Here is an 18,879-nt window from a genome sequence, read left to right as displayed (position 1 = left end):
GTTTTGGGACAACACAAGAGAAACAACATCACATTAGACAAATTTTTGACTATGGATCTACCAGAACTAGATAGCGAAACCATAGACCGCATTTTGGAAATGGCTTGGGAAGACAGAACACCTTTTGAAGCCATCGAAGCACAATTTGGTTTGTTGGAAAAACAAGTAATCGCTTTAATGCGGCGCGAAATGAAAGCATCAAGCTTCCAGATGTGGCGAGAAAGAGTCACCAAACGTAAAACAAAACATTTGCATCAACGAGAATTTATTGCAGGTAGATTTAAATCGCACAATCAAAAAACATGATTGGGATTTGCGGCGCTGCTGAATAATGGGATGATTTTTTTCTCACGCAGAAAAGCCGATGCGTTGGGGAGACAGCGCCGTGGGAAGGTTGAAGCTAGCTAATCTCCACAAAACAGGTACACAAAGTGCCGTAGAATTAAAATCCATCCGGCATCTATCAACCTGTTGACTCCATGTATTGTGATTACTTGGTACAAATTCTGACTGCGCGTGTATATGATGTTGCTCAAGAAACACCTTTAGAATACGCCCCTAATCTTTCAGCTCGATTGCACAATCAATTGCTGCTGAAGCGAGAAGATATGCAATCGGTCTTCTCTTTTAAGTTGCGGGGCGCGTATAACAAAATGGTAAATTTACCACCAGATTTGCTAGCGCAAGGTGTAATTGCTGCATCTGCGGGTAATCATGCTCAAGGTGTGGCTCTGAGTGCTAGTCGTCTGGGTACACGAGCGATTATTGTAATGCCAATTACTACACCACAGGTGAAGGTGGATGCTGTGCGGGCGCGGGGAGGTGAGGTGGTGTTGCATGGTAATACCTATGATGATGCTTATGCTTATGCTCGGCAATTGGAGATAGAAAAAGGATTAACTTTTATTCATCCTTTTGATGACCCGGATGTGATTGCTGGACAAGGAACAATTGGGATGGAGATTTTGCGACAATATCAGCAACCAATACATGCAATTTTTGTAGCGATTGGTGGTGGGGGATTGATTGCAGGGATTGGGGCTTATGTCAAGCGGTTGCGTCCGGAAATTAAAATTATTGGTGTGGAGCCGGTTGATGCTGATGCGATGCATCAATCGTTGAAAGCGGGACAAAGAGTGCGTTTATCTCAGGTGGGTTTATTTGCTGATGGGGTAGCGGTGCGAGAGGTGGGAGAAGAAACCTTTCATTTATGTCAGCAGTATGTAGATGAAATCATTTTAGTGGATACGGATGATACTTGTGCGGCTATTAAAGATGTGTTTGAGGATACGCGATCTATTTTAGAACCAGCGGGGGCGCTGGCGATCGCAGCGGCGAAAGCCTATACAGAAAGGGAACAAATCCAAGGTCAAACGCTGATTGCTGTGGCTTGCGGTGCTAACATGAATTTTGATCGCCTGCGCTTTGTGGCAGAAAGGGCAGAGTTTGGTGAACGCCGCGAAGCAATTTTTGCTGTGACGATTCCGGAAAAACCAGGTAGTCTGCGTCAGTTTTGTGAATGTATTGGTAAACGCAATCTGACTGAGTTTAACTATCGCATTGCTGATCAAACCACTGCTCATATTTTTGTGGGGATGCAAATTCAAAACCGGGCTGATGCGGCGAAGATGGTAGAAACTTTTGAAAGTTGCGGCTTCCAAACCATTGACCTCACCGATGATGAACTGACAAAATTGCACCTACGGCATATGGTGGGTGGACATTCTCCTTTAGCAAACAACGAATTACTCTACCGCTTCGAGTTTCCTGAGCGTCCCGGCGCTTTGATGAAATTTGTTGGTTCTATGAGTCCTGATTGGAATATTAGCATGTTCCACTACCGCAATAATGGTTCAGATTACGGGCGGATTGTGGTAGGTATCCAAGTACCTCCCCATGAGATGGAAGAATGGCAAGCTTTTCTTGATACCCTTGGCTATCGTTATTGGGATGAAAGCCGTAACCCGGCTTATAAGTTGTTTTTGGGATAGGGGATTGGGGAGATGGGGTGGTGGGAAGGTGGGGAGATGGGGAGATGGGGGGTTATGGGGAATGGCAAATGCTGTCGTTGAAATGGCAATTAGAGTTGCAAAAACAGCAATTGTTGTCGTTGAAATGGCAATTGTTGTCGCCGAAATAGCAATTGTTGTCGCCGAAATAGCAATTGTTGTCGTTGAAATAGCAAATGCTGTCGTTGAAATAGCAAATGCTGTCGTTGAAATAGCAAATGCTGTCGTTGAAACAGCAATTGGAGTTGCAAAAACAGCAATTGCAAACCAAATAACTGCAAATAATCTCCCCACCACCCCATCCCCCCACCACCCCATCTCCCCATCTCCCCATCTCCCCATCTCCCCACACTCCCTTAATACAATTGATAAACAAGTGCTACCCATTCATGGAATCTGGCACAATCGATGACTTCAAATCCGGCTGTAGTCAATGCTGCATTCACAATTTCTTCTTGATCAATGGTAAAGCCGGCTGTGATTAATAGTCCTGGTTGTGTGTTGGTGTGACGTAGCGATCGCCGGAAGTCATCAGCTAAAGCAACATGTATTCGTGCTAAAATATTTGCAACAATTAAATGAAAGCTAGGCGTATCTTCGATTTTTATAGCATCAGCGCTAGTTTCTTTGCCCATCCAATGCCCCATTTCACTTCCACACCCCAAACTTCCCTCCACAACTGTTACTTGGGGTTCTACGCTGTTTAGTCTCACGGTGTTTTGGGTTGCTTGCACAGCAACATGATCGTTATCTAAAGCTAAAACTTGTGCACCTAATTTAGCGATCGCTACACTTAAAATACCTGAACCTGACCCCAAATCGAGCACATTCATTTGGGGAAGAATATATTTTTCTAAAAGTTGCAGACTGAGAATAGTCGCTGGATGTAATCCGCTACCAAAAGCTAGGGTTTTTGCTAATCTGATAATAATTTCATCGGCTGCTGGTGATGGATAGGGTGCATGAGGCGCTAAGACCACAAATCTTTCACCAATTCGGTTGACCACAGGACTAATTATATTTGTATTTATGGGTTTTTCGACTAAATTACTTTCAATTGTCGTTGCCAGTCCTGTACGATGCAAAGGTGATAAGAGATTGACGATTTTTTCAACACGTACCCGTGAATAGTTATCGTCGGGTAAGTATATGTGAATTGTAAATGCCCAAGGGGAGGTAGCTAGAGAATTTTGGTGAGAATATGCTGCAATTTCCACATCTGCAATATCGACAGTCTCAGCCAGCAGCGTACAAACCCAATCAACCGCCTCGTGTGTGGTGTCTAGACTTAGTTCAATTAATGACATATTTTTTTAGACGTACCCAAAAATTAATGATGTGTTACATAAAACTTTTATAGAGACGTTGCAGAGCAACATTTCTATATTCATTTTCGGATATGTCTTTTGCTGTCAACAAAATTCTCCGGGTCATTTGCCAAAGGATGGTCTACCCTAGTTACAGATGTGGAGACAAAATAGTGAGTGATTTACGGAAAAAAAGATTAGAAGCTGTAATAGCGATCGCTACTTATTCTATAGGTAGTGGGACTGCTTCGGCTGCGCCAACTCCTGGTGGGGAAATTCCTAGACAGATTCTGTTAACTGTGTCTGATATTTTCATGTACACTAATATTTGGAAAATCTATTTTCAAGAAGATTTATCTAGCAAACAACTTGTAGAAATATTAACAGAGTTAGGTTTAGTCACAGTTGCAGCCACAGGAACGGCTTATGTGGTCAGCAAAGCTAGTACAGCGATTCTTAAAGAGATTAGCAACTGGACTGGCCCTCTAGGATGGGGTGTGACAGCAGCAGTCGCCGGTTCCATTAGCGGTTTATTTGGTGTAGCTTGGGCTATATACTGCGATCGTACTTATTCCCAAAGAGTAATGCAACCTTTTTAATGAGCACCAAAACGCCCCAGGAATGTCATTATAGTTAAGGTAAAACACTCTGGAGATAAAACCACGGTTTACGCACGCCCTTTAGCAAGGTTAATTGAACAATTGCAACGCCTACCAGGAGTTGGGCCTAAATCAGCCCAGCGTTTAGCTTTGCATATCCTCAAGCGACCAGAATCAGAAGTGGAAGCTTTAGCACAAGCTCTAATTGATGCTAAAAAACAAGTAGGCTTGTGTTCTGTTTGCTTTCATTTATCTGCTGAACCAGTTTGCGAAATCTGTCGCAATCCTAACCGCGATCAAAATACTATCTGTATTGTTGCAGATTCTCGTGATGTGATTGCTCTGGAAAAAACCCGCGAATTTAAAGGCAAGTATCATGTTTTGGGTGGGGTAATTTCACCAATGGATGCTATCGGCCCAGAACAGTTGACAATTGAGTCTTTAGTGCGACGGGTAAGTCAGCAAAAACCTCAAGAAGTGATTTTAGCAATCAGTCCTAGTGTGGAAGGAGAAACAACCACACTATATGTTGGTCAATTATTGAAACCATTTACTAAGGTGACGCGGATTGCTTTTGGCTTGCCTGTGGGCGGCGATTTGGAATATGCTGATGAAGTGACGCTGGCGAGAGCATTGGAAGGACGACGGGAGTTAGATTAAACTCAACTCAATCATTAGGCTGATATCTTCAAAAAGAATGTCGCTCCGTTAGTCAGAGGAAAAGCGGTTTTTCAGAACATACAATTAATCGGTGCAAAAGATTAAAAACACCTGTAACGATTAATTACTGACATCAGTAATTTTAACTCAGCCATGATATTCAAAGACCGGAGGATTGCTGGTCAATTGTTAGCCCAAGAATTAGCCGCTTATGCTAACCGCCCGGATGTGTCAGTATTGGCTTTACCCAGGGGTGGTGTACCTGTGGCTTTTGAAATTGCTCAAGCCTTAAATGTTCCTCTAGATGTACTTGTAGTTCGTAAGCTTGGCGTACCCCATCAAGAAGAATTAGCAATGGGAGCGATCGCATCTGGTGGTATACGTATACTTAATGAGCAAGTTATCAGCCAACTGAAAATTACTGACGAGCAAATAGCTAAAGCTACCTCCCACGAAGAACGAGAGTTAAAGCGCCGAGAAAAATTGTATCGCGGTGAACGTCCTTTTCCCAACCTCAAAGGCTCTACAATTATTTTAGTAGATGATGGCTTGGCAACAGGTGCAACTATGTGGGCGGCGATTACTGCTGTGCGAAAACAGCAACCCGCACGTATTATCATTGCAGTATCCGTCGCCGCACCCCAAACTTGTCAAGAATTGGAAACTCAAGTTGATGAATTAGTTTGTATCGCCACACCTAATCCTTTTTATAGTGTTGGTCTTTGGTACGAAAATTTTCCCCAAACTACGGACGATGAGGTTTGCAGTTTGCTCAAGCAAGCCACCAACAACTATATTCCTGATGTTGCGGAAACAATAGCTGTTAAGGAAGATAACTTTTCTTGACGTTTCTACAGTTGCAATAGAAAAAATTTTATAGAAAATCCTAGGATGTTTAGAAATATCAAGCAAAAATGTCCTAATGTTGACTAATTTTACTTGAATACTTGATAAATCCTAGGATAATTAACTTTTACTACTACTGCTACTACTAAGCAAAATAACTATTCTGCTGAAATCTCTCTTCTAGCTAGAGAAGTAGTTTTATCTACTAAAGCTTAATCTACTAGTACTATTTTCACCCTTCATCCTTCAGACTGATGGATCTGGACTTGGAATTAATTACAATCTAAGGCTACTTATTGATGTGAATCGTTGCAAATAAGTTTTACGGTTATGCGTCAAGTAGTAGCTTTTTTTTAACGCGGGGGTACGCTGAGGTTTTTTTAAGATAGTTAGCTAGGTTTTTAAATAATTTGGTATGAGGGTTTTAAGTGTTTTGACAATTGATTACTGCTATTTTGTTAAAGTTACGGGAGTAAATTAGATTGTGATCCAAGCAATACATACTAAGGTTAAAGGGAGAGGCAGATATAAGGTTAAGTTGTTGGAAAATTCGCCAGATTTACAGCGGTTGTTGGAGCGATCGCTTTCTCAAAATCAAGATATCAATTATGTTGCTGCTAATCCGTTAACGGGTAATGTTTTGGTTTTATTTAATTCGGAGATTAGTCATAGGCAAATTGCGACGCTAATTCAAGAAATTGTCCTCACTCATTCTCAACCAAAAAATCTAGATAAAGTTAAGTCAAAATTAAAAACTAAGAAAACATTTGCTAAATCTATTATTCCGACTGCAGATCCCAAAATAGAAAATTGGCACACACAAGAAACAAATGAAGTTTTAGCAAGTTTCAATACTTCAAAAATATCGGGTTTATCGAGTGAATTAGCTACAGCAAATCTGCAAAAATATGGTTTAAATATTCTCTCGGAAACTGCGACTCGTTCTCAATTGAATATGTTAGTTGAGCAGTTTAAATCTTTACCAGTCGCTTTGTTGGGAGTCGCCGCAGGTGTTTCAATTTGCACTGGTGGGGTTGTTGATGCCATAGTAATTATGGGTGTTGTTGGTTTAAATGCTGCAATTGGTTACTTTACGGAAAGCCAGTCAGAAAGAATTATTCAATCTCTAAAAAATCGTGGTCAAACGTCAACTTGGGTAATTAGAGATAGCACTAAAATTGAAGTCCCTACGGAAAATGTCGCTTTAGGTGATATTTTGGTTTTGCAACCAGGCTCTTATGTAGCAGCGGATACGCGCATCATTGCCGCTGATTACTTGAGTATTGATGAATCTGCTCTCACTGGCGAAAGTTTACCTGTAAATAAAACTGCTGAATCCTTGACTGGGCAAGAGATTGCGCTAGGCGATCGCCTAAATATGGCATACAAAGGCACTTTAGTTACTAGTGGTCAAGGATTGGCTGTAGCGGTAGCGATAGGTAAATTTACGGAAATGGGTAAAATTCAACAATTAGTGGGTGAAGCCACAGCGATGGATACTCCCCTAGCCAAGCAGTTAGACAAGGTGGGGAGTCAATTAGTGATGTTGAGTATGGGAATTTGTGGTTTGGTTTTTGGTATGGGTATGATGCGGGGGTATGGCTTAGTGCAGATGCTGACTTCATCCATATCTTTAGCTGTGGCTGCAGTTCCAGAAGGTCTACCCACAATCGCTACTACTACTTTAGCTTTGGGTATTCAAGATATGCGGAAAAATAATATCCTTGTCCGCAGTCTTAATGCAGTGGAAGCTTTGGGTTCTGTCCAAACAATTTGTCTGGATAAAACAGGAACCATTACAGAAAACCGCATGTCGGTAGTGGAAATTCAAGCAAACACTACACAAATTAGTGTAGTTGATAACAAATTTATTGTGAATGGTGAGGATATTAATCCTTATAGTTGCGACGATTTATTAAAACTAATTCATGTGTCAGTTCTCTGCAATGAAAGTGAAGTTAAGCCATCAGCAAATGGCGAGTATTTATTAACAGGTTCGGCTACAGAAAATGCTTTAATTTATTTAGCGATCGCAGCTGGAGTTAATGTCGTCGATTTAAGAGCAAAATATTCTTTGTGGCAAACTAATTTTCGCTCGGAAAATCGCAATATCATGAGTACAATTCATGAAACTGACGACCAGCAGAAGTTTGTCGCTGTTAAAGGTAATCCCGCAGAAGTGGTGCAGATATGCCAATGGAGACTGAAGCATGGGCAAATTGTACCGTTAACTGCAGCAGATAGACAAGCGATCGCTATTGCGAATGATCGCATGGCGGGTAAAGCCTTGCGGGTACTAGGTCTAGCTTACGCGACAAATAACGGCGATGAACATGAATCAGACTTGACATGGTTGGGTTTGGTAGGAATGGCAGACCCAATTAGAATAGGTGTGAAAGAATTAATAGCAGATTTTCATCAAGCGGGAATAGATACAGTCATGATTACTGGCGATCAAAGCCCAACAGCTTATGCGATCGCTAAAGAATTACAATTAAATCGAGATCAGCAATTAGAAATTCTCGATTCCACTGACCTCAATCGTCTCACGCCTGAAGCAATGACTGCACTCAGCGACAAAGTAGACGTTTTTGCTCGCATCAGTCCCAGCAATAAACTACAAATTGTCCAAGCTTTGCAGAGAGCGGGTAAAGTAGTCGCCATGACTGGTGATGGAATTAATGATGCTCCAGCTTTAAAAGCCGCCCAAGTCGGAGTTGCAATGGGTAAAGGCGGTACAGACGTAGCGCGAGAAGTTGCAGATATCGTTTTAGCAGACGACCGACTCGAAACCATGATTATTGCTGTGAGTCGAGGGCGGACAATTTACAACAATATACGCAAATCTGTGCATTTCCTGTTATCAACGAATCTCAGTGAAATCATGGTCATGACCAGCGCCATCGCTTTAGGGATAGGCGAACCCCTCAACGCCATTCAATTGCTGTGGTTGAATCTAGTTACTGATATTTTCCCTGGACTTTCCCTAGCGATGGAAGCACCAGAACCAGAGGTATTAAGTCAACCACCCCGCAGCCCAGAAACACCAATTATCAAGAACTCCGACCTAGGGAGAATTGCGGGAGAGTCAGCGATAATTTCTCTGAGTACTTTAGCAGCTTATGGATATGCGATCGCCAAATATGGAATTAGTCCCCGCGCCAGCACTGTTGCCTTCTTAAGTTTAACATCAGCCCAACTACTACATACTATTAGCAGTCGCTCTGAAAAACACAGCATTTTTAATTCCGAAAAACTGCCACCAAATCCTTACTTAAATGCTGCCGTTGTCGGTTCCTTTGCCATCCAAATCTTAGCGCTAACCATCCCTCAACTAAGGAGCTTATTAAAAATTACACCCATTAATCTTGTTGATAGTCTAGTGATTGGCAGTGCTGCTTTCGTACCATTATTAATCAATGAAAGCACAAAGAATATGAGATTAAATCAACAACTAAACTCTGCAACAACAGAACCAAAAATTATAGCGATCGCCCACTAATTCAGTATTCTAGACCCTATCCCCAAGTCCCTATCCCCTATCCCCTATCCCCTCTTCCCTATATGAAAAAAGACTTCATGTTCACCTCCGAGTCAGTCACAGAAGGGCATCCAGATAAACTCTGCGATCAAATTAGTGATGCGATCGTTGATCGTTTCTTACAACAAGACCAATACGCCAGAGTCATCACCGAATGTGCCGTATCCACAGGCATTGTTTTCATCGCCGCTAGATTTGAACCCAATGCCAACGTAGATTTTACCAATATAGCTAGACAAGTAATTGAGCAAGTTGGTTATGAACAATCAGAATTTAATGGCAAAACCTGTAGTATTTTAACAAGTTTAAGAGAACTATCCCCCGAACCACACCGCTTATTTAAAGAAGCAAATTTAACTAACGCAGAAATAGAACAAATCACAGTTAATAACCAAGCCACAGTCTTCGGTTTCGCCTGTAATCAAACATCTGCATTTATGCCCTTACCCATCTGGTTAGCACATAAACTTGCCAGACAAATTAGCCACGTCAGACGCCATAATATCCTCCCATATCTCACCCCCGATGGCAAAACTCAAGTAGGAGTTGAATATCGAAATCGCCGACCCCATCGCATTCATAGCATCACAGTTATTGCTAGTCAAAATAAACCATCAAAACCAGATTTAAAACAATTACAACACGACATAAAAGAAAATGTAATTTATCCCATCTTTGCAGATGAAGATATTAAACCCGACGCACAAACCAGAATATTTATCAATCCCGACGGTGCATTTATTAAAGGAGGGCCAGCCGTCCACGCTGGTTTAACAGGGAGAAAAAATGCCATAGATACCTACGGCGAATATTCTAAACATAGCGGTTCTGCTTTAAGCGGCAAAGACCCCATTAGAATAGATAGAATCGGAGCATACGCCGCCCGTTATGCAGCTAAAAATATCGTAGCCGCCCAGTTAGCTGATGAATGTGAAGTGCAGCTAAGTTACTCCATCGGGCTTTCTCGACCAGTGAGTATCCAGGTAGAAACTTTCGGAACAGGCAAAATTTCTGACGAAGAAATCACTGCCATTTTAGACAAACATTTCGATTTCCGCCTAGCAGGAATTATCAAACAGTTCAATTTAAGAAATTTACCTTCCCAAACTGAAGGTGGATTTTACAGAAAACTTGCCGCCTACGGTCATGTAGGTAGAATGGATCTAGAACTTCCTTGGGAAAAAATCGATAAAATTGATGTTTTTCCCCACTCATAACCTCAAAATTAAAGACGTTGCATAACAACGCCTTTAGCAAAATCTTCGTGAGTGGAATTCATCAGTTTAAAACCCCGCCACCAATCTAAATTTTTAAATACCAATTACAAATTATCTTAAGTTGTTCTTCTTTTCTCTGGTGGCGAACAAGTATTAGCCACACCCCAAGGTAAGCCATCATCAGGTACTGTCCAATTAGTTTTATTCAGATTACACTGAACTATCACCTTTACCCCTTTCGCTACCCTTAATAAATCACCCAAATTCAGCTTTTCACCTGTTTGAGTCAGGCTATAATTTGGAGAATTTTGTCGCTTAAGTTCGACTCTGCCACCTTCTACATTAATTATTTCAGCAATAGGACTTTGATTTTGAGATTGTGCCAATGCATATTGATTGAACTGAGGAGACAATCCATTTACCGAGGCTGCTGAAAGCACTAAACTACAAGCAACTGGCAAAGACATTCTAGATTTCATTTACTTTTCTTCCATTTTCTGCAAACGTTGACGCGCTACACCAATCCACATATCCTCATCTGGCTTTGTTTGATTGCCTTTACCTACACAAAGTTCCCACATTTGATTTGCTTGCTCTGGGTTTTTTTTCTGTTCATCTAATACCTGCGCCAGTAAGCAATGAGCCAGCGCTTGTTGACTCGTCAGTTTGCCGTTGATATCATTAGCTTCTTTCAATAAAGGTTGTGCTTCTGAATAGCGTTTTTGCCCCAGTCTTGCCCAACCCATATATGTGCGGTTATAGTAAGTCGTCTCCTTATCGTCTGCTACTTCCTTCGACGTACCCTCAGTGAGTAACGCCACAGCCCGAGAATAATTATCTGTATCTTTGCTAGCCTTGAGAATATACAAGCGAGCTAATCGATGATAAGCCTTGTAATATTCTCCTTTCACAGCTAATTGATATTCAGCACTAGCGCGCTCATCTTGTTGTAATACTTCATAAACTCTTCCTAGGTTAAAGTGAGCTTCCGGATAGTCAGGGTTTAGTTGCAATGCACGAATAAAGTTATTTTCAGCGCTGGCTAATTGCCCACGACTATAAGCTTGTTCAGCAAAAAAGTTATATTTATTAGCAATTAATGGCAGACCAAGTTGATGAAAGCTGAGTAAGCATAAAAATAGCAATAATGACATTAAAAAACTCACTTCATGCCACCAATGTTTAGGCAGTTTCCAGCTAGATAAAATGCGCTCAATCGCATCTTTACCATTTTTAGTTAACGCACCACCACCAGCTAGCAGAGTTAAAATACTTTGCACAATTACCGCCAAAGTGCCCACAAAATCTGGCCCACTGCTTAAAAATTGAGAGGAAACATCGACACCAAGGCTGACGGAGGCGACTAAAAACACTAAAGACAAAAAACTCCACAGCCAATCATAACGCTCTGACCAAGGTACAGTTAGGGAATCAAGGAACCACCACCAAGATTCTGTTGATGGATTTAAATAAGTTCGCCACTTAGTTAAGTCAGTAGAGTAATTAATTGTTTTAAACTGTTTTCTTAAGCGGTTATCTAATTTATTGAGATGATTAACGAGATTTTTAGTGTTAGATGGATGCAACCTATCCATTGCCACTTGAACTTCATGGCGAGCAATGAGAGTATGTAAAATTTGCTCTGATGAGAGTTTTGATGAATGAACTTCTTTGACCGCCTTTTCGAGTGTTTCCAGGGCAATAGTATATTTCTGAATAGCCTGATCTAACTGATTTTCAGTCATTTATGTACTACCAGCTTTTTGTTCAAAGATGACTACAAATGATGCCAGTAAAAATCCAGATTTACTCACCGGACATCTTCAGCTTCAGACAAAAAGCATGTAGCTTTTGTTGCACAAAAGCAAAAAAAAGCGCCCCCCGTACGGAGAGCGCTTTTGATTCGCAGAGAATTTATTGCTTTGTTTCGATTAACTAACCGTTGATAGCAGGAGCGCTGATAGCAACAGGAGCAGCTTCAGCGGAAGCTAAATCTAGAGGGAAGTTGTGAGCGTTACGCTCGTGCATTACTTCCATACCCAAGTTGGCGCGGTTGATCACGTCAGCCCAGGTGTTGATGACGCGACCTTGAGAATCAATTACAGATTGGTTGAAGTTGAAACCGTTCAAGTTGAACGCCATTGTGCTTACACCCAATGCTGTGAACCAGATTCCGACTACAGGCCATGCTGCTAGCAAGAAGTGCAATGAGCGGCTGTTGTTGAAAGAAGCGTATTGGAATATTAAGCGACCGAAGTAACCGTGAGCAGCTACGATGTTGTAGGTTTCTTCTTCTTGACCGAACTTATAACCGTAGTTTTGAGATTCGGTTTCGGTGGTTTCACGAACTAAGGAAGATGTTACCAACGAACCGTGCATTGCGGAGAACAATGAACCGCCGAATACACCTGCTACACCTAACATGTGGAAGGGGTGCATCAAGATGTTGTGCTCTGCTTGGAACACAATCATGAAGTTGAATGTTCCAGAGATACCCAAAGGCATACCATCAGAGAATGAACCTTGTCCGATGGGGTAAATCAAGAATACTGCGGTAGCTGCTGCTACAGGTGCGCTGAATGCTACGCAAATCCAAGGACGCATTCCTAAGCGGTAAGACAATTCCCACTCACGACCGAGGTAGCAGAATACGCCGATGAGGAAGTGGAATACTACCAATTGGTAAGGGCCGCCGTTGTACAACCACTCATCCAAGGATGCTGCTTCCCATATTGGGTAGAAGTGTAAACCGATAGCGTTGGAGGAGGGAACAACTGCACCAGAGATGATGTTGTTTCCGTAAATCAATGAACCTGCTACTGGTTCGCGGATACCGTCGATATCTACAGGAGGTGCGGCGATGAAGGCGATGGCGAAGCAGACGGTAGCAGCTAGCAAGGTGGGGATCATTAATACGCCGAACCAACCTACATAAATACGGTTTTCGGTGCTGGTGATCCAGTTGGCGAACTTGTCCCAGACGTTGGCGCTTTGGCGCTGTTGTAAGGTGGCTGTCATGGTTCTATAATTGCTGTCTTTGTTTTTGTATGAATCAGGCGCGTTTGTCTTTGCCTGTAACAGTACTTTACATTGCTTTACAAAAATTAATCAAGTAGGGAAAGTTTTGTAAATATAATCACTGCTATAAGGTTTACTTATTAAAATTTATATCCTGAGTGGACTGTTGATCGCTCCTCAAAGACAACACAAATAGCGAAACATCACCCAATCTCAGCAGCGCCTCAATTGGATGATGTTTGCTTCAACAAATCATCACATGAGTTTCTAAGCTTGAATCCACACAGATACAGAACCACCTTTGCAGCGGAATTCACCCCAACCTGAATGGTTAGTATAAACAGGTTCTTGAATGTGTTCTGTCAAGTCGATAAATTTGGTATTGGGTTTACCAACTTCCATCCATTTAGAACCTTCGGCACCATCACTCATAATCACCGCCAAAGCTTGGGGATGATTTTCATCTCCTAATCTTGTCCAACCGATGGTGTTCCAGTGATCGAAGTAATCATATTGCGGGCCGTAAGCAAAGTTTTTGCGGGCGTAGAGAAACTTATCAATCAGCCAACGGTGAGAGGTGAGAAAAATCTTATATCCTCTATCTTCGTATTCTGCGCCGTAGTAATCTGCATAAAATACGCAGGGATAACCTTCCCTTCTGAGGAGAATAATCGCGTAAGCTAAGGGCTTAAACCAAGACTCAACCACCGACTCTAGCGCCTGTAACGGTTGAGAATCATGATTTTCGACAAATGTCACCGCCAAGGTAGGACGCTGCTGCATGAGCGTTCCATCTAGTATCCGGCGCATGTCATAATTACCACCCGATTTGCTAGCAGCATGGAAATTATAGTGTAGTGGTACATCAAATACCGACATCTTGCCACGAGTAGCGTCAATATACCACTTCAAAGTATTGACATCGTTATACCAATACTCACCTACTGCAAACAAATCTTTACCCGCATAGTTTTCTAAATCATCCAGCCATTGAGGAAAGAACCAAGCAGAGATATGCTTGATAGCGTCAATCCGAAAGCCATCAACATTTGTGGTGTCAAGATACCATTTACCCCAGTAAGTGATTTCACCACGCACCCATTCATTTTGAAAATCTAAATCGCAACCCATCAGATAAGCAAAGTTGCCATTTTCTAAAGCTACGTAGTCATCAAAGCTTTTACCTTCTAATAGATAGACTGTACTGCCATCGCCGCTGTTATATTCGTTATAATCAACCGCGTCAAAGTGCCACCAATGCCATTCAAAATTGGAATATTTGCCCTGTCGCCCAGGAAAATGATAGTGTGTGTAGGATTTGATTTCTTGTAACCAGCCTTTAGGATTAAGGCGATCGCTTTGTGCATAAGGTGTAGCTTTTGGTGTTTCCACTCTGTCACCACCCATCTTGTGATTGAGCACCGCATCGCCATAAACCTGAATTCCTCTGGCTTTGAGGGTCTTAATTGCATCGAGATACTGCTGACGTGTACCGTACTTAGTACGAATTGAACTTTTTTGATCGAATTCACCCAAATCAAATAGATCATAAACGCCATATCCCACATCATAAGCCCCAGCAAATCCTTTGTAAGCTGGCGGTAGCCATAAAGCTGTGAAACCCGCATCGGCTAATTCTTTTGCTGCACTATCAACCTTGCTCCACAAGCTGCCATCATTAGGGACATACCAGTGGAAGTATTGCATCATTGCGCCGTTTAGCTCTGCCATGTATCGTCCTGCTTTTGCTAAATGACGAATATTCTACGCGATTAAGTACAGATTGCAACAGTAGTAAATCCAAATATACGGAATCATCAGACTTTTTAACTGCTCGCTGCGCCAAAATCAACCAGCCAAACTTTACCGCCCAAACTTCACCGCTTAGATCAACGCCATAGTGTTTTTCTTCCCCAGCCCCTCACCCCTTCTTATCAAGATTGCTCTACCGTAGCTGAGATAAATCCATGAGATTTGCCAACTTATAAACTATCCGCGCCCCGACATTCCCATCCCACTCAGCATCACCAACTTCGCAGACATCAAAACCGATAATTTTGCGATCGCTATTAATCAATTCTCGAAATAGACAAAAAGTTTGTTCTAATTCTAATCCCCCAGGAACAGGAGTACCGGTATTCGGACACAGTTTTGGATCTAAACCATCAGCATCAAAGCTAATGTAAACATACTCAGGCAAATGACTAATAATTTCTCGACATAAATTAATCCAAGTACTGCCAGAATACAATCTTTGTTTAATTGCTGGGTCATAATAAGCGACAATTCGTCCGTGGGATTCATCGATTAATTCCACTTCATCATGACAAATATCGCGCAAACCCACCTGCACTAACTTAGAAATTTGCGGGATTTTCATCGCATGAAACATAATGGACGCATGAGAAAATTCAAAGCCCTCAAAAGCATCCCGTAAATCAGCATGTGCATCAATGTGCAAGATACCGTAATTTGGGTATTTAGCAGCTAATGCTTGAAAATAGCCCAGCGGTGAACTATGGTCGCCACCGATGACAGCTACTCGCTTACCATTTGTAATTGCTTCTTGACACTGGGTAAACAGCCATTGATTCACTTGTTGACAAGCTTGATTAATTTCTGTCAACACTGGTGTTAAATCTGGTTCATCTGTGAGTGTTTTACCCTGGGATAAACGCTCGATAATTGTTGCTGCTAAACCGCGATAGTAAGTGTTTTTTTCTAAAATATCTTGAGGAATTTTCGGCATGAAAATTCCCTGTTTCCATCCATGAGGGTGGTCAAAATCGAATAAATCCAGTTGCGTTGACGCATCCAAAATTCGCTGCGGGCCGTTAGCAGTACCTGCCCCATAGGATACAGTAACTTCCCACGGAACACCAAACACAATCAGATTTGCCGATTCATAGTCAAATGGTAAACCCAAAATATTACCATTGATTTCACCTACCCCACTGGGATTAAATTCCAATTCTTGATTACTCATTGATGCTCCGTGTGGATTTACGTAGGCAGACAAAACGCCGCTTGGTGAACATCTGCATTTTAGCTAAATCTTTGAGTGTCTTGGGGATTGGGTACTTGTACTTAGTAAAGTTAAAGTACGAGTGTTCAAAGTTCTATTTTCATAACAGATTTACTGAATAAATGATTGATGCTAGTTCCTATTGGCAAATTGTGTAAAAAAAGAATGAATAAATTTTAAGAAATACTAAGTTAGTTTATCAAAAAATAACTTTTACATAACCGCTTGTATAAGAAAAAATCTGCCTTTAGGATATTGACTTAATTAGCAGTCATTCAAACAGTAACAGAATTTGAGATGGAGGCTTGATTTTGGAAATACAAAAATGGGGATTTAATTTCTTATCAAATTTGATTCAAATAGAAATTTGGGTATTTCTCGTGGGGCTGATGTCCTCTGTTTTCTTTTTGCTCATCAAAAACAAAATCAATATCAGAGGATTATTGTTTGAAAAAGGAGGAAAAAAAGCTTATAGCCGAGAGAGATTGCAATTACTGTTACTCAGTCTGATATTTGTTGTGGTTTATCTGATTCAGGTCAGACAGAACATTAATTTATGTAAGCTCGCAAATGTGCCATGTAGCTTGCCAGAAATTCGCTCTGAATATCTTTTGATTTTAGGAGGGAGTAACTTCGTTTACATCTGGGGCAAATTATCTTCAATAATTAACGAGCGGAGGTCAGAGCGTGCCTAACATTAATGATTTGTTTGCCATCTTAGCATTGGTGATTGGTTGTATCATCACCCTTTTTGTTGCCATTCTAGAGATATTTATTTTGATTTTTATTTGGGATGGAACTTGGAATGTAAATAGTGGCAAAAAGCGAGGAATTAATTTAGAAAAGCTGATTAGTGAAAGTACAGGCGATGCTAGTTTGGCAAGATTTCAACTGCTAATCTTTGTATTTGTTATTTCCATGAGTCTAGTATTGATCATTACTAGCGGCAAACCACCAGCATTTCCTACCTCAATTCCCGATCAAATTTTGGGGCTATTAGGTATTAGCAGCACTTCTTATGTTCTCGGTAAAGCCCTGCAAACTCAAATGAAAGGCTCACAAGTCGAGCCAGCAAACACAGAAGTTGTACCACCACCAGAACCACCTTATGATGACCATAATTTACCACCGTCTTAGTACAAAATTTCCTTAGAGGATGTTTTAAAAGTCATGATTGATGTATCAAATATTTTTACCCCACCCTAACCCTCCCCTTATAAAGGGGAGGGAACCGGATTTTTCTTGTTTCCCCCCTTTATAAGGGGGGACTAAGGGGGGTAACAACGTAATTAAAATCACAGCCAATCACTTTTAAAACAACCTCTTAACTCCTGGCGAATTTACTTAAGAAACACTCTGCGTTACTTCGCGTTTACTTCGTGTTCCTCAGCGTTGAAAAAAAGTTACCAATAACCAAATATGTGCAGAACATTATCCTCACAAAGAGCGACAATTATCTTGCCTTTGTAGATGACTTCACAAGCACAACCATGAAATTTAGCGAAATCCTGAGCCAATTTGGTGACACCGTTACTGCTCATAGCCTGACTGATCAAAACCATGACCCAGAGATTACAGGAGTAGCAGCGATTGAGGAAGCGACAATTGGGACTCTCAGCTATGTAGAAGGGGGAAAATTTGCGGCTTGGGTAGAGAAGACAAAAGCGAGTGCTTTAATTTTGCCTCAAGATCAAAAATTACAGATGCAAGCGCAGGCGCAAAATATCGCTTGGTTAGCGACAGCAGAACCGCGATTGTTATTTGCCAAAGCGATCGCTCTTTTTTATCAACCATACCAGCCCCAAGCAGAAATTCATCCTACCGCCGTGATTCACCCCACAGCCAAAATTGGTAGTGATGTTTATGTTGGGCCTTATGTCGTGATCCAGTCGGGGGTGGAAATTGGCAATGGTGCGATTATTCATCCCCACGTGGTGATTTATCCAGATACGAAAATTGGCGATCGCACCACCTTACACGCCAACTGTACCATCCATGAACGCACCCGCATCGGTGCAGATTGCGTCATTCACAGTGGTGCTGTCATCGGTGCAGAAGGCTTTGGTTTTGTGCCCACCCGCACTGGTTGGGTGAAAATGGAGCAATCAGGCTGTACAGTTTTAGAAGATCGCGTAGAAGTTGGTTGTAATACTGCTATTGACCGCCCCGCCGTTGGTGAAACCAGGGTAGGTCATGATACAAAAATTGATAACTTAGTACAAATTGGTCATGGTTGCCAAATTGGCGCAGGTTGTGCGATCGCTGGTCAAGCCGGGATGGCTGGTGGCGTTAGAATTGGGAATCGAGTTACTTTAGCAGGACAAACCGGAATCGCTAATCAAGTGAAAATTGGTGATGGGGCGATCGTCTCCGCCCAAGCTGGAGTTCACAACGATGTCGCCCCAAAGGAGATCGTCTCTGGTAGTCCCGCTATTCCCTACAAACTGTATTTAAAAGTTGCTGCCGTTTACAGTCGTCTCCCAGAAATATATAAAATTCTCAAGCAATTGCAACGGCAAGAACAAAATAAATGAGTCTTTAATACTCGATGATAAGCGACAGTATAAATTGCCGTAACGCACCGCCTGCTCATGGTGCGTTACGCATTTTACATTGTTAGCGATTAATTTAAGAGTAACGCGATCGCATGTTTTCTT

17 protein-coding genes are annotated in these 18,879 nt (G+C 41.7%); 11 read left to right on the top strand and 6 right to left on the bottom strand.

Translation table 11 applies throughout. The annotated features are described in order from the left end of the window. The first annotated feature begins 51 nt into the window (after positions 1 to 51). The 3 genes from MIC7126_RS0126055 (at position 52) to MIC7126_RS30910 (ending at position 2,421) form a co-directional block, all read left to right on the top strand. Positions 52 to 306, top strand: a complete 255-nt coding sequence (locus MIC7126_RS0126055) for a TIGR03643 family protein (RefSeq protein ID WP_017656074.1) — start codon at positions 52 to 54, stop codon at positions 304 to 306. A 173-nt stretch (positions 307 to 479) separates the two neighbouring features. Then, positions 480 to 1,991 carry a threonine ammonia-lyase, biosynthetic gene (gene ilvA, locus MIC7126_RS0126050; RefSeq protein WP_017656073.1) on the top strand — a complete coding sequence of 504 codons (1,512 nt, stop codon included), beginning with the start codon at positions 480 to 482 and terminating at the stop codon, positions 1,989 to 1,991. A gap of 4 nt (positions 1,992 to 1,995) precedes the next feature. Then, positions 1,996 to 2,421 carry a hypothetical protein gene (locus tag MIC7126_RS30910; protein ID WP_154656036.1) on the top strand — a complete coding sequence of 142 codons (426 nt, stop codon included), beginning with the start codon at positions 1,996 to 1,998 and terminating at the stop codon, positions 2,419 to 2,421. Here the strand turns inward: MIC7126_RS30910 and MIC7126_RS0126040 are convergent. Continuing rightward, positions 2,366 to 3,316 carry a 50S ribosomal protein L11 methyltransferase gene (locus MIC7126_RS0126040; RefSeq protein WP_017656071.1) on the bottom strand — a complete coding sequence of 317 codons (951 nt, stop codon included), beginning with the start codon at positions 3,314 to 3,316 and terminating at the stop codon, positions 2,366 to 2,368. The two genes, MIC7126_RS30910 and MIC7126_RS0126040, sit on opposite strands and share 56 nt — an antisense overlap. Positions 3,317 to 3,489: 173 nt before the next feature. On the opposite strand from MIC7126_RS0126040, the gene MIC7126_RS0126035 reads away from it, so the two are divergent. The 5 genes from MIC7126_RS0126035 (at position 3,490) to metK (ending at position 10,179) form a co-directional block, all read left to right on the top strand. Beyond that, entirely contained in the window at positions 3,490 to 3,915 is a 426-nt protein-coding gene (locus MIC7126_RS0126035; RefSeq protein WP_026100538.1) for a hypothetical protein, read from the top strand. A 30-nt stretch (positions 3,916 to 3,945) separates the two neighbouring features. Beyond that, a complete protein-coding gene (gene recR, locus MIC7126_RS0126030) occupies positions 3,946 to 4,575 on the top strand; it encodes a recombination mediator RecR (protein WP_081603098.1) in 630 nt (209 codons plus the stop codon). A 153-nt stretch (positions 4,576 to 4,728) separates the two neighbouring features. Continuing rightward, entirely contained in the window at positions 4,729 to 5,421 is a 693-nt protein-coding gene (locus tag MIC7126_RS0126025; RefSeq protein WP_017656068.1) for a phosphoribosyltransferase, read from the top strand. 484 nt (positions 5,422 to 5,905) lie between these two features. After that, a complete protein-coding gene (locus MIC7126_RS0126020) occupies positions 5,906 to 8,923 on the top strand; it encodes a cation-translocating P-type ATPase (RefSeq protein ID WP_026100537.1) in 3,018 nt (1,005 codons plus the stop codon). A 62-nt stretch (positions 8,924 to 8,985) separates the two neighbouring features. After that, positions 8,986 to 10,179: a methionine adenosyltransferase gene (gene metK, locus MIC7126_RS0126015; protein ID WP_026100536.1), complete on the top strand. Its 1,194-nt coding sequence runs from the start codon at positions 8,986 to 8,988 to the stop codon at positions 10,177 to 10,179. A gap of 116 nt (positions 10,180 to 10,295) precedes the next feature. On the opposite strand, the gene MIC7126_RS0126010 is transcribed toward metK, so the two are convergent. From MIC7126_RS0126010 to speB, 5 genes are all read right to left on the bottom strand, one after another. After that, a complete protein-coding gene (locus MIC7126_RS0126010; protein WP_017656065.1) occupies positions 10,296 to 10,658 on the bottom strand; it encodes a hypothetical protein in 363 nt (120 codons plus the stop codon). Next, positions 10,659 to 11,924, bottom strand: a complete 1,266-nt coding sequence (locus MIC7126_RS0126005) for a tetratricopeptide repeat protein (RefSeq protein WP_017656064.1) — start codon at positions 11,922 to 11,924, stop codon at positions 10,659 to 10,661. Positions 11,925 to 12,114: 190 nt separating this feature from the next. Next, a complete protein-coding gene (gene psbA, locus MIC7126_RS0126000) occupies positions 12,115 to 13,197 on the bottom strand; it encodes a photosystem II q(b) protein (protein ID WP_017656063.1) in 1,083 nt (360 codons plus the stop codon). Positions 13,198 to 13,464: 267 nt separating this feature from the next. Then, positions 13,465 to 14,928 carry an alpha-amylase gene (locus MIC7126_RS0125995; RefSeq protein ID WP_017656062.1) on the bottom strand — a complete coding sequence of 488 codons (1,464 nt, stop codon included), beginning with the start codon at positions 14,926 to 14,928 and terminating at the stop codon, positions 13,465 to 13,467. A 214-nt stretch (positions 14,929 to 15,142) separates the two neighbouring features. Beyond that, positions 15,143 to 16,183, bottom strand: a complete 1,041-nt coding sequence (gene speB / locus MIC7126_RS0125990; protein WP_017656061.1) for an agmatinase SpeB — start codon at positions 16,181 to 16,183, stop codon at positions 15,143 to 15,145. Between the two features lie 350 nt (positions 16,184 to 16,533). Between speB and MIC7126_RS0125985 the strand changes: the two genes are divergently transcribed. The 3 genes from MIC7126_RS0125985 to lpxD all read left to right on the top strand — a co-directional run bounded on the left by MIC7126_RS0125985 (position 16,534) and on the right by lpxD (position 18,756). Next, entirely contained in the window at positions 16,534 to 16,917 is a 384-nt protein-coding gene (locus MIC7126_RS0125985; RefSeq protein ID WP_154656035.1) for a hypothetical protein, read from the top strand. Continuing rightward, on the top strand, positions 16,910 to 17,359 hold the full coding sequence (locus tag MIC7126_RS0125980; RefSeq protein ID WP_017656059.1) for a hypothetical protein: 450 nt from the start codon (positions 16,910 to 16,912) through the stop codon (positions 17,357 to 17,359). The genes MIC7126_RS0125985 and MIC7126_RS0125980 overlap by 8 nt, the downstream gene beginning before the upstream one ends. A gap of 353 nt (positions 17,360 to 17,712) precedes the next feature. Next, complete coding sequence (gene lpxD / locus MIC7126_RS0125975) at positions 17,713 to 18,756, top strand: UDP-3-O-(3-hydroxymyristoyl)glucosamine N-acyltransferase (protein ID WP_017656058.1); 1,044 nt, start codon at positions 17,713 to 17,715, stop codon at positions 18,754 to 18,756. Positions 18,757 to 18,879 lie beyond the last annotated feature (123 nt).

It is taken from the genome of Fortiea contorta PCC 7126, from assembly GCF_000332295.1.
In the GTDB taxonomy this organism is placed as follows: Bacteria; Cyanobacteriota; Cyanobacteriia; order Cyanobacteriales; family Nostocaceae; genus Fortiea; species Fortiea contorta.
The sequence above is the reverse complement of the archived record's forward strand: the minus strand, read 5'-3'. Positions and strand labels throughout refer to the sequence as shown.